Genomic DNA, 10,996 nt, shown 5'->3' on the forward strand with positions numbered 1-10,996 from the left:
GATCGCCCCGGCGCCATGCCCTATCTTCAGCGCGCGTCGATGCGCGGCGAACCGCGCGCGCAATATATCGTCGGCACCGCCCTGTTTAACGGCGATACGGTCGCCAAGGATTGGGTCCGCGCCTATGCGCTGATGACCCGCGCCTCCGCTTCCGGGCTGGCGCAGGCGACGTCCAGCCTGGAACAGATGGACAAATATATTCCGGAGGATCAGCGCAAGCAGGGTCTTGCCTTGGCGGCCAGCATGGAAAAGGGCGAAAGCAGCGCCGTGCTCGCCACAGCACCGAACGCCGGGCCAACCACCCCGCCCCGCAGCAGCAATATACCCTCGTCGGTCCGCACGACGGAATTGCCACCCTCCACCATCACGCCACCTGCGCCCAAATCTGCGGCAGCACCCAAACCCACGCCGGCACCACAGGTCGCCGCCGCGACGTCTGCACTCAAAGTTGCGCCCAAACCTGTATCGACGCCCGCGCGCCCGGCAGCCAGCGCGCCAACACCCGCCGCATCCGGCGACTGGCGCGTACAGCTTGGCGCCTTCGGGGAGGAATCCCGCGCCCGCGCGCTGTGGAGCCAGCTGAATGGCAAGGTCCGCGGCCTCTCCGTCTATCAGCTCTATCTGGTAAAGGCTGGCGCCGTCACCCGCCTTCAGGCTGGCCCCATTGCCAGCGCCGCCGATGCCGCCCGCCTGTGCAGTGCCGTCAAGGCTGCGGGCGCGGATTGCATGCCCAGGAAAATGTAAGGACCGGCGCGCCCTTCACAGGCGCGCCTGCTCCACCATCCAGTCGCGGAACTGCATCAGCGGCCCTGCCCCCGGCCCGTCGGATGGATAGACCAGATAATAGGCCTGATCGGTCGACAACGGCCGCGCAAAGGGGATGACCAGCGTCCCCGCCTCCAGTTCCGGCCGGATCAGGAATGTGGGAATCAGCGCCAGCCCTGCTCCCGCCGCACAGGCCTGCGCCAGCATCAAAAAATGTTCATAGGCAGGCCCCGCCGCCAGCGTGCGCGCATCCACGCCTGCCGCATTCAGCCACCGCGCCCATGCGTCCCGCCGCGACGTCTGGCTCAGTAACGGCGCGTCCAACAGGTCGGCGGGCGTCCGCAGCGGATGCACCGCCAGCCATTCGGGCGAACAGACCGGCACGGCCTCCTCCCGAAACAGGAAATCCATCGTCACGCCGGGCCAGTCCTGCGGGACACCGAAATGGACAGCCGCGTCAAAATCCTCATGCCCGAAATCGAATGGCTGGGATCGCGCTGCAAAATCGACGACCAGATCGGGATGGCGCGCGCTCAGTTGCGGCAGGCGCGGCGCCAGCCATCGCATCCCGAAGCTGGGCAGCGTCGCGATCCGCAGCGTCCTTTGCGGCCGCCGCCCCGATGCCCGCCCCGTCGCCTGGCGGATCGCGTCCAGCGCGGGCAGCAGTTCGTCGGAATAGCTCCGCCCGGCCTCGTTCAGCCGGACACGCCGCCCGATCCGGTCGAACAACGGCACGCCCAGAATGTCTTCCAGTTGCGCGATCTGCCGACTGACCGCGCTTTGGGTCAGGCCGATGTCCTCTCCCGCGCGGGAAAAACCGCCATGGCGCACCGCCGCCTCGAACGCGGTCAGGGCGTTCATCGGCGGCAACCATTTGCGAAATTCGCTCATTCCATTCTCGCATCAACAGATGACAGGTCACCATTTGGCTTATGCCAAGATTGTTGCGATAATGATCCTGCAATCGGGAGCATATGATGTCGAAAGAGAATATGGGCACGATCGAAAAGCTGGTGACGGCCACGCTCGGCGATGATGTCGGCCGCCAGACGCTGGACATGCTGGTGATCGACCCCGGCCTCCTGGCGCAGAATGGCGACGGCGTATCCCGCGCCGCCTTCGCCATGGCGATGAACGTCGCGCTGTTCCACGATCTGCTGCGCCGGGTGCCCAGCGGCGACGCCTATGTCGCCGATACGCTGGCGCGCGGCGGCCGGGTCATGTTCGACCATGGGGCGCTGCGCTCCATCCGCTTTCCCGATGGCCCGACCGGCGCGCTGCCCGCCGGACAGGACGCCTTCACCCGCATCTTCCTGCCGCTCGGCTACGAAATGGCGGCGATCTATCCGCTCGACCGGCTGCGCATGACCGGTCGCGCCTATCGCCATATCGACTTCCCCGAAGCCATCCCGCAATTCTTCCTGTCCGAACTGCATGTCGATCGCTTCGATCCCGAATTTGTCGAAGCCGCCGCCCGCATTTTCGGTACCAGCCGCGATCCGCTGGACGCGCCGACAATCGCCATGCTCGCCGATTTCGAACGCGGCGCGACTGTTCACTTCACTGTCGCAGTCGTTGCCCTGCCGATCATCCTATCGGCCTTCGACCGCCAGCATGAACCACCCGCTTTCGAGGATTATCAACTGCTCCTGTCCCGTTCCAACGAAGCCGCATGGATCGCAACCGAAGGCAATGGGTTCAATCATGCGACGGACCGGGTGGCCGACGTCGCCGCCCTTTCCCAGCGACTGAAGGATGAGGACCGACCGATGAAGGAGCGGCTGGAAATTTCCGCCACCGGCCGCGTCCGCCAGACCGCCTTTCGCGCCGACAGTGTCGAACGCCCCTTCGCCGACGGACAGTGGCGCACGGTTCCCGGCTCCTTCTACGAATTTATCAGCCGTGATGTGGACCCGGAAACCGGCAGGCTCGACCTCGCCTTCGACACCGGCAACGCTACCGGCATCTTTGCCATGACCAGCGCGCAGGAAGGGGCCAACCGGTGATCGCCATGCTGCAATCCTTCGACCCTGCATCGCGCGAACTGATCTGGGAAGGCCCGGTTGCCAGCGCCGACGACTGCAACACCGCCATCGCCAAGGCGCATGCCGCCCTGCCCGGCTGGCGCGCGCTGCCGGTGGACGATCGCATCGCCATCGTCCGCCGCTACGCCACAATATTGGGTGAACGGCGCGCGACGCTGGCCGAACTGATTTCCCGCGAAACCGGCAAGCTATTGTGGGAAAGCGACGCCGAAATCGGGTCCATGATCGCCAAGGTCGATGTATCGATAAAGGCCCATGCCGAACGCACCGGCGAACGGACAGCCGACATGTCCTTTGGCCGGGCGGTGCTGCGCCATCGCGGCCATGGCGTCATGGCGGTGCTTGGCCCCTATAATTTTCCCGGCCACCTGCCCAACGGACATATCGTTCCGGCGCTGATCGCGGGCAATGCGGTCGTGTTCAAGCCATCCGAAATCACGCCTGCCACCGGCGCCGCCATGGCACAGGCTTGGGCGGCGGCGGGTCTGCCCGATGGCCTGCTGACCGTGGTTCAGGGCGGACGCGCCACCGGCGAAGCGCTGGTCGCGGGCGATATAGACGGCCTGCTCTTCACCGGATCGGCCGGTGCGGGCGCCGCGCTGCGCCGTGCGCTGGTGGATCGCCCGCATGTGATCATGGCGCTGGAACTGGGCGGCAACAACCCGCTGATCGCATGGGACAGTCCGGACGAAGCCGCATCGATCATCGTCAACTCCGCTTTCATCACCACCGGCCAGCGCTGTTCCTGCGCCCGCCGCCTGATCGTGCCGACAGGCGCGAGCGGCGACGCCATCGTGGAGGCGACCGCCGCCATCGCCGCCCGCCTGCCCATTGCGGCATGGAATGAGCCGGGCGATGCCTTCATGGGACCGCTGGTGTCGGATCAGGCCGCCGCCGCATCCCACCGCGCCGTCAGCGACCTGATCGCGCGCGGGGCACAGGTCATCCGCCCGTTCGAAGGCGTGGGGGGGCGCAGCGCCGCTTTCGTCACGCCCGCCATGCTCGACATCACCGGCATCGATGCGCCCGACGCGGAAATCTTTGCCCCGGCACTCACCATCCTGCGCGTACCCGATTTCGATGCCGCCATCGCCGCCGCCAACGCGACCAGCTTCGGCCTGTCGGCTGGCCTCATTTCTCAGGATGACGGCCTGTGGCGGCGTGTGGTGGAGGAAAGCCGCGCCGGTGTCGTCAATCGCAACCGGCCGACGACGGGCGCTGCTGGCAACATGCCCTTCGGCGGCCTTGGCGCATCGGGCAATCATCGGCCCAGTGCCTATTATGCCGCCGACTATTGCGCCTATCCCATCGCCAGTTTCGAGGCGGACGGCGTGGTCGCGGTTCCGGTTAACGGCTTGCATAGCTAGATGGGTTAGGGCAACGGCGAACGATCAATTTCGGAGGGGTCGTTGTCAAATCCTGTCATTCCATCCTGGGTACTGACGCTGGTCTGTGCCGACCGTGTCGGAATCGTTGCGGCCGTCAGCAATTTCCTGGCGGAACGCGGCGGCTTCATCACCGACAGCCAACAATATGCCGATCGGGAAGCCGACCGTTTCTTCATGCGCGTCGCCTTTGAAGCGACGGATGATCGCATCACCGACATGGACGGCCTGCGTGCCGATTTCGCCGCTATCGGCACGGAATTTGCCATGGACTGGTCGCTCACCGCCGCCAGCCATCGCCCGCGCATCCTGATCGCCGTGTCGAAAGGATCGCATTGCCTCGCGGATCTGTTGCATCGCTGGCAAACCGGCATGTTGCCGGTCGACATCATGGGCGTGGTGTCCAACCATCCCGATATGCGCCGCATCACCGAATGGCACGGCATCCCCTATCATGAGCTGCCGCCCAATGGTGAGAAGGCGACGCAGGAAGCCGCGCTGCTCGACATTTTCGACCGCAGCCGCTGTGACTATCTAATCCTGGCTCGCTATATGCAGGTCTTGTCGGAAGAGCTGGTGGGCCATCTTGCCGGACGCTGCATCAACATCCACCACAGCTTCCTGCCGGGTTTCAAGGGCGCACGCCCCTATCATCGCGCCCATGATCGCGGGGTGAAGCTGATCGGCGCAACCGCCCATTTTGTGACCGCCGATCTGGACGAAGGGCCGATCATCGAACAGGCGGTCGAACGCGTCGATCACCGCGCGACGGCCGACGACATGATCCGCATCGGCCGGGATATAGAGGCGCAGGTACTGGCCCGCGCCGTCGGCTGGATCGCCGACCGGCGCGTGCTGCTGAACGGCGGTAAGACCGTGGTGTTCAGATAAGGTCAGATGCCCAGTCGCGCCCAAAAATCGTCGGGCGCGATGGGCGTACTGACGGCGGGTTTACGCTCAACCCGCGCCCAGCTGCTGTGGGGCAGGTAGACATGCTGGCTCTGCCGGGCATGGTCGGGCTTGCGGCGGGACGGGCTATTACGGGTCATCGTCTTCTCCTTGGTCAGGGAACACGAAACCTGGCGTGGTCGCTTCGGAACCGTGCGCTTTAGCCGTTGGTAACGCGGAGCAAGCTGACATCCTTCAAAAGCCGCGAAGCCTTTTTTGGAAAAAGGCTCGCGACCTTATTGGGCGATGACATCGATAATGTCGAAATAGCTTTGCTTGGGGCCTGCCCAGTCCTGCTTGGTTCAGGCGATGCGATGCAGCCCGCACAGCTTGTTACCGGCCGGATCGCGCAGATAGGCGAGGTAGAGTTTCCCGAACCCCCCTTCACGAATACCAGGCGGGTCTTCGCAGGCCGCGCCGCCCGCCGCCACGCCCGCAGCATGCCATGCATCGGCCTGCTCCGTCGATGCCATGGAAAAACCGATCGTGCCGCCATTGGCATGACAGGCCGCTTCGCCGTCGATCGGCCGGGTGATCATGAACAATGCGCCGTCATGCATATAGATGGCGCGACCACGATCGTCGTAAAAGCCAGGCTTCGCGCCGATCGCCGCGAACAGGGCGTCATAAAAGCGCTTCGAAACCTCGACATCATCTGCGCCGACCATGACGTGGCTGAACATCCATCCTTCTCCATCTGCAAGGGCCGGGACATTTCGTCATGCCCCTTCACCTGTCATGGACAAAGGATGGCAAACGAGCAAGCGCTCGCCACGTTACCGAATGAAGCGGGCCGAACAGCGCCTGTCAGGCGATGGTGCTATACAGGAACCAGCCGACGATCAGCAGGCTCGAAACGATGCAGACACGATCACCAAAGACGTCGATACGAGACATCATGAACATCCTTCCATCAAGGGCGATCTTTGTCGCCTCATGCAGGAAGATTACATCAGTTTTAACCGCACTGAAACAGAAATGTAGCGATCAGTCGCCCGATTTGGACGTTGGTCGGATCGCGGCTTCATCTTGAAAATATGACGCGCCGCGCCATCCGGTCAGGATAGCCAAGGCGCGCCCATATCAACGAAATGCAGGCCCCCGATGGTCCAGAAAGGATCGGGTCGCTTCCTGCGGGCCGCGATAGGCTTCCTGAAATTCGGCGCTCCAATATTTCAGGTCGTGCAGGTCGATACGCGCGCCCGACACCGCGCACAGCACGAACTGCCCCGGCCGCACGATGTCGAAATCGGCGGCGCCATAATGCAGCACCGCCAGCCCCGGAAGCTCCGTCACCATCAGTCGCCCGTCAGGATGCGGTCGACCAGCTGCTTCACGGTCGGCACGAACCCGTTGGAATAGAAGGGGTCTTGCTTGAACCGATAGGCCGCATGACCCGCGAACAGCAGGTTCTTGTCCAGATCGCCGCCATGCACCGATTCCTGCAACGACTTCTGGATGCAGAAGCTGCGCGGATCGGCCAGACGCCCCGTGGAATTGGTTTCGCTGTCCATCCAGCTGGAGAAGCTGCACTGCGACAGGCAGCCCATGCAGTCGGTCTGGTCCTTGCGGATTTCCGCCTTCTCTTCTTCGGTGACGAAGACCAGCGTATTGTCCGGCGTCTTGAGTGCGGAGGTAAATCCCGCGCCGAACCATTCGCGTGCGCGCTGAAGATCGCCGAGCGTCACCCAGAAATTCTTGCCCTTAACCCCCACGTCCAGCTGGTGCGTATGGTCGCCCGCCTGTTCGGTGCTGAAGGGGATCTGCCGGTCCGACCGCGCTTCCAGCGAACGCAGGAAGGGATTGCGAATCGCCGAGCTGTAGAAACCGGTGGGCGAAAATTTGTGGAGCAGCACGTCGCCCGGCTCCAGCTGCATCAGCCGGTCTTTCCAGTCCTGCGGAATAGGGCTTTCCTGCGTCAGCAGCGGACGGGTGCCGAACTGGAAAGCGATCGCGCCCAGTTCCGGATTGTCGATCCAGTCGTTCCAGTCCTTGAGCGCCCAGACACCGCCCGCCATCACGATTGGCACGTCGTCGGAAATGCCGCCTTCGCGCATGGTGGCGCGCAGGTCGCGAACGCGGGGATAGGGGTCTTGCGGCTGCCGCGGATCTTCCGCGTTGGACAGGCCGTTATGGCCGCCCGCCAGCCAGGGATCTTCATAGACCACGGCCGCCAGCCATTCCGACGCCTTGGAATAGGCGCGCTTCCACAATGCACGGAAGGCACGACCGGAAGACACGATCGGCAGATAGCTGACATTATAGGATGCCGCGATTTCAGACAGCTTGTATGGCATGCCCGCGCCGCAGGTGACGCCCGCCACCATGCCGCGCGTCTTTTCCAGCACGCCATGGAGGACGCGCTGCGCACCGCCCATTTCCCACAGCACGTTGATGTTGATGGCGCCCTTGCCCCCGGCGATTTCGAACGCGCGCTTCACCTGTTCGACGGCGCCGTCGATGGCATAGGCGATCAGTTCCTCGTGCCGGTCACGGCGTGTGCGGCCGTGATAGATCTGGGGAATGACATTGCCAAAGCTGTCATAGCTGTCGGCGTTCACCGCCGATACGGTGCCGATGCCTCCGGCCGCCGCCCAGGCGCCCGAACTGCTATGGTTGGATACGGCAACACCCTTGCCACCCTCTACTATCGGCCAGACTTCGTGGCCACCATAGACGATAGGCTTCAGCCCCTTGAACAACGACATCTCCTGCACATGCACCCGACCCCCTCGACCGGGTAAAAGCAACCCTATAGCAGCTTTGGCTGTCTATGACGAATTTCGCGCGCCCTAGCGCAAAATCATGGGGCTGGCCAGAGCCTCGCCATAAAGGCGCGCATAGGCGTTTACCATATCCGTTTCGGCATAGTCGCGCTGCGCACGCTGCCGGTTGGCGACACCCAGCCGGGCGCGAAGATCGGCATCGGCCGCCAGTGCGCCCAGCGCATCGGCCAGCCCCTGTTCGTCGCGAACGATGAAGGGGCGGTTTTCCGGCGCGACCATATTGGCGACATCGCCCACATCCATGGATGCGGCGGGCAAACCGGCCGCCATCGCCTCCACCAGAGATATGGGGAACTGTTCGCTGTCGGAAGACAGGGCAAAGATGTCGAACAGGCCCACGAACCGCCATGGCCGGTCCATGAAGCCGGCCATATGCAGGCCGTCCAGCCCGCAAGCCGCCGCTTCCGCGACGATGGCGTCGCGCTCCGGCCCTTCGCCCACCACCACCAGTTGCAGCCTGTCCCTGTGCGCGGCGACCGCCCTGACGAGGCGCGGAATATTCTTGACCGCCCGCAACCCCGCCAGCGTCCCCACCAGCAATTTGCCCGGCGTGCGCACCAGCCCCGGCATCGCGTCAGGCGCAGGCCTGTCGGCATAGCGCGCGACATCGATGCCGTTGCGGATCAGGTGGACGCGCCCCGCCGGCTGCTTCCATATATGTCGTGCGATACCCTCCAGCCGTACCGACGGCACCACCAGCGCATGGGCGCTTTGCAGGCCGACCCTGCGAAACAGGTTGCGCTTGGTTTTCAGGCCATGGGTTTCGTCCGCGTTGAACCCATCCTCATGATGGATCAGCGGCGGCAATCCTGCCGATTGCCCCACCAGCCCCAATGCGGCCAGCCGATGCGCCATGACCGCGTCCATCGATCCCCAATTATAGGTCAGGATCAGGTCGAACTGCCGCAGAAACGCCGTGATGACCCGGTATCGCGCCAGCCCCGGCTTCCCCGCAAAGGATGGCGCATCGGGATAATCGACGCTGATGCCCGGATCGATCGCATCGCGCGCGCCCATCGCCAGCGGATCGGCGCTCATGATGCTGTGCCGCGCCCGACCGCCCCAGATGTTCATCAGGCGGACGGCACGCGCTTCCTTGCCACCCAGAGAAAAACTGCCATGGACATGCAGGATGTGCGGCACACTATTCATGCAGCACGCGCGCCAGCAACCGGTCGATCGCCGCCGCGCTTTCTGGCTCGTCCAGCGCGGGCGCGTGGCCGACGCCCGGAACCGTCGTCAGTTCGGCCCCTGCCCCGATCGTATCGACCATTCGCCGCGCAGTCGCGGCGGATAGCAGATCGGACCGATCGCCGCGCAGCAACAGCGTCGGAATGCCCTGAAATGCCTGCATCACCGGCCACATGTCGACGCCTGCCTCGCTGCCCATGGCGCGGATCGGTTCGGCGATCTTCATGTCGTAATCCAGCACCACGCGTCCGCCGCTGTTCAGGCGATACAGGCGCTTGGCCATGGCCAGCCACTGTTCCAGGTCATAGCCGGGATAGACATCGCCATTCGCTTCCGCCAGCGCGCGCGCTGCATGGACCCATGTCGGATGCGACTGCCCCACGCCGACATAGGAGCGGATGCGGTCAAGGCCGCCTTCATCCAGCACCGGTCCCACATCGTTCAGCAATGCGCCCGCCAGCCATTCGCGATGCGTCGCCGCGATCAGCATGGTGATGATCCCGCCCAGCGATGTTCCCACCGCCACGAAACGGGTGATGGCCAGATCCGCGAGCAACCGGCTGATGTCCTGCAAATAGGTCAGCGGGACGTAGGTCATCGCATCCTTGGCATAGGCGCTTTCGGCCCGCCCGCGCATGTCGGGACAGATCAGCCGCCATTCGCCCGCCAGCCGCCCCGCCAGCGGTTCGAAATCGCGCGCATTGCGGGTCAGCCCCGGCAGGCAGAGTAAGGGCGGGCGACCATCGTCGCCACCCTCATAGTCCCTATAATGGAGCCGCAGCCCATCGGGTGACCACCAATATCCGTCATTATAGCCGCTCAAGCTTGATCCTTCAGGTGACCTTCCCCCATATCGCCATATGCACCACATGCCGCAACCCGCAACTTACCGCCCCGTCACCGAAATCGACATATTGATGCCGGAGATCGCCGATCCCGTACGCGCGGCGGATTTCCCGCAAGCCATCCTGCGCTATCGCAACGATCGTGCGGCCGCCTCCGTCGGGCTGGACGGCCTGAACGACGAAGACTGGATCGCCCATTTCGGTCGCTTTGCGCCGCTGGACGACAATCTGCCCCGGCCGCTGGCGCTGCGTTACCATGGCCATCAGTTCCGACATTATAACCCCGACATCGGCGATGGGCGCGGCTTCCTGTTTGCGCAGTTGCGCGATGCGGACAATCGCCTGCTCGACCTTGGCACCAAGGGGTCGGGACAGACGCCCTATAGCCGATTTGGCGACGGTCGCCTGACGCTGAAGGGCGGCGTGCGCGAGATATTGGCGACGGAAATGCTGGAAGCGCTGGGCGTCACCACCTCGAAAACCTTCTCCATCATCGAAACGGGCGAAGCGCTGGAGCGCAATGACGAACCGTCCCCCACGCGCGGCGCGGCGATGGTGCGGCTCAGCCATTCGCATATCCGCATCGGCACATTCCAGCGCGCCGCCTATATTGAGGACAGCGCGCTGCTCGGACGACTGACCGATTATGCGCTCACCGGTCTCTATGGCGAAACGCCGGGCGACAATCCGCCCGCGCAACTGCTGGGCCGGGTGGTGGAGCGCACCGCCGACCTTGCCGCCAGCTATATGATCGCCGGTTTCGTCCATGGCGTACTCAACAGCGACAATATCAATGTGACCGGCGAAAGCTTCGATTATGGCCCATGGCGCTTCACGCCGCTGTGGGATGCCGGTTTCACCGCCGCCTATTTCGATCATAATGGCCTCTACGCCTATGGCCGTCAGGCCGAAGCGATCCATTGGGATGTCGCGCAACTCGCCGTGTCGCTGCGTGCGCTGACGGATGCGCCGCCGCTGATCGCGCAGCTGGAACGCTTCCCGATGCTCTATGGCGAAGCGATGCAGCGCCG

At 64.0% G+C, this 10,996-nt stretch carries 12 protein-coding genes; 5 read left to right on the top strand and 7 right to left on the bottom strand.

The features are described from left to right. Positions 1-744, top strand: a 744-nt coding sequence (locus ACOJSJ_RS06510; protein ID WP_420144178.1) for an SPOR domain-containing protein, incomplete at its 5' end; no start/stop codon positions are given. Positions 745-759: 15 nt separating this feature from the next. Here the strand turns inward: ACOJSJ_RS06510 and gcvA are convergent. Continuing rightward, on the bottom strand, positions 760-1,656 hold the full coding sequence (gcvA, locus tag ACOJSJ_RS06515; protein WP_420144179.1) for a transcriptional regulator GcvA: 897 nt from the start codon (positions 1,654-1,656) through the stop codon (positions 760-762). Between the two features lie 86 nt (positions 1,657-1,742). Here gcvA and ACOJSJ_RS06520 point away from each other — a divergent pair, with 86 nt between their 5' ends. From ACOJSJ_RS06520 to purU, 3 genes are read left to right on the top strand one after another with little or no spacing between them, the layout of a single operon-like run. Next, the gene (locus tag ACOJSJ_RS06520; RefSeq protein ID WP_420144187.1) at positions 1,743-2,771 is read left to right on the top strand and encodes a DUF1338 domain-containing protein; all 1,029 of its coding nucleotides are present in this window, start codon (positions 1,743-1,745) and stop codon (positions 2,769-2,771) included. 5 nt (positions 2,772-2,776) lie between these two features. Continuing rightward, positions 2,777-4,177: a succinylglutamate-semialdehyde dehydrogenase gene (astD, locus tag ACOJSJ_RS06525; RefSeq protein WP_420144188.1), complete on the top strand. Its 1,401-nt coding sequence runs from the start codon at positions 2,777-2,779 to the stop codon at positions 4,175-4,177. A 42-nt stretch (positions 4,178-4,219) separates the two neighbouring features. Beyond that, positions 4,220-5,086, top strand: a complete 867-nt coding sequence (gene purU, locus ACOJSJ_RS06530) for a formyltetrahydrofolate deformylase (protein WP_420144180.1) — start codon at positions 4,220-4,222, stop codon at positions 5,084-5,086. A gap of 2 nt (positions 5,087-5,088) precedes the next feature. On the opposite strand, the gene ACOJSJ_RS06535 is transcribed toward purU, so the two are convergent. The 6 genes from ACOJSJ_RS06535 to ACOJSJ_RS06560 form a co-directional block, all read right to left on the bottom strand. Then, a complete protein-coding gene (locus tag ACOJSJ_RS06535) occupies positions 5,089-5,244 on the bottom strand; it encodes a hypothetical protein (protein WP_420144181.1) in 156 nt (51 codons plus the stop codon). A 201-nt stretch (positions 5,245-5,445) separates the two neighbouring features. Beyond that, complete coding sequence (locus tag ACOJSJ_RS06540; RefSeq protein WP_420144182.1) at positions 5,446-5,826, bottom strand: VOC family protein; 381 nt, start codon at positions 5,824-5,826, stop codon at positions 5,446-5,448. Positions 5,827-6,226: 400 nt separating this feature from the next. Beyond that, the gene (locus ACOJSJ_RS06545) at positions 6,227-6,442 is read right to left on the bottom strand and encodes a DUF2093 domain-containing protein (RefSeq protein WP_420144183.1); all 216 of its coding nucleotides are present in this window, start codon (positions 6,440-6,442) and stop codon (positions 6,227-6,229) included. Further along, positions 6,442-7,845, bottom strand: a complete 1,404-nt coding sequence (locus ACOJSJ_RS06550; RefSeq protein ID WP_420144189.1) for an NAD(P)H-dependent flavin oxidoreductase — start codon at positions 7,843-7,845, stop codon at positions 6,442-6,444. Before ACOJSJ_RS06550 ends, ACOJSJ_RS06545 begins: the two co-directional genes overlap by 1 nt. A gap of 90 nt (positions 7,846-7,935) precedes the next feature. Continuing rightward, on the bottom strand, positions 7,936-9,081 hold the full coding sequence (locus ACOJSJ_RS06555; RefSeq protein WP_420144184.1) for a glycosyltransferase: 1,146 nt from the start codon (positions 9,079-9,081) through the stop codon (positions 7,936-7,938). Beyond that, entirely contained in the window at positions 9,074-9,943 is an 870-nt protein-coding gene (locus ACOJSJ_RS06560; RefSeq protein ID WP_420144185.1) for an alpha/beta fold hydrolase, read from the bottom strand. Before ACOJSJ_RS06560 ends, ACOJSJ_RS06555 begins: the two co-directional genes overlap by 8 nt. Before the next feature lie 37 nt (positions 9,944-9,980). Here ACOJSJ_RS06560 and ACOJSJ_RS06565 point away from each other — a divergent pair. Beyond that, a partial coding sequence (locus ACOJSJ_RS06565; protein ID WP_420144186.1) for a protein adenylyltransferase SelO family protein occupies positions 9,981-10,996 on the top strand: 1,016 nt, incomplete at its 3' end.

The organism is Sphingobium sp., assembly GCF_048594625.1.
Taxonomy (GTDB): Bacteria; Pseudomonadota; Alphaproteobacteria; order Sphingomonadales; family Sphingomonadaceae; genus Sphingobium.

Coding starts and splice junctions, on each gene's coding strand:
- ACOJSJ_RS06545 (WP_420144183.1), bottom strand. CDS start 6,442: ATGGTGACGGAGCTTCCGGGGCTGGCGGTGCTGCATTATGGCGCCGCC.
- ACOJSJ_RS06520 (WP_420144187.1), top strand. CDS start 1,743: ATGTCGAAAGAGAATATGGGCACGATCGAAAAGCTGGTGACGGCCACG.
- astD (WP_420144188.1), top strand. CDS start 2,777: ATGCTGCAATCCTTCGACCCTGCATCGCGCGAACTGATCTGGGAAGGC.
- gcvA (WP_420144179.1), bottom strand. CDS start 1,656: ATGAGCGAATTTCGCAAATGGTTGCCGCCGATGAACGCCCTGACCGCG.
- ACOJSJ_RS06535 (WP_420144181.1), bottom strand. CDS start 5,244: ATGACCCGTAATAGCCCGTCCCGCCGCAAGCCCGACCATGCCCGGCAG.
- ACOJSJ_RS06555 (WP_420144184.1), bottom strand. CDS start 9,081: ATGAATAGTGTGCCGCACATCCTGCATGTCCATGGCAGTTTTTCTCTG.
- ACOJSJ_RS06540 (WP_420144182.1), bottom strand. CDS start 5,826: ATGTTCAGCCACGTCATGGTCGGCGCAGATGATGTCGAGGTTTCGAAG.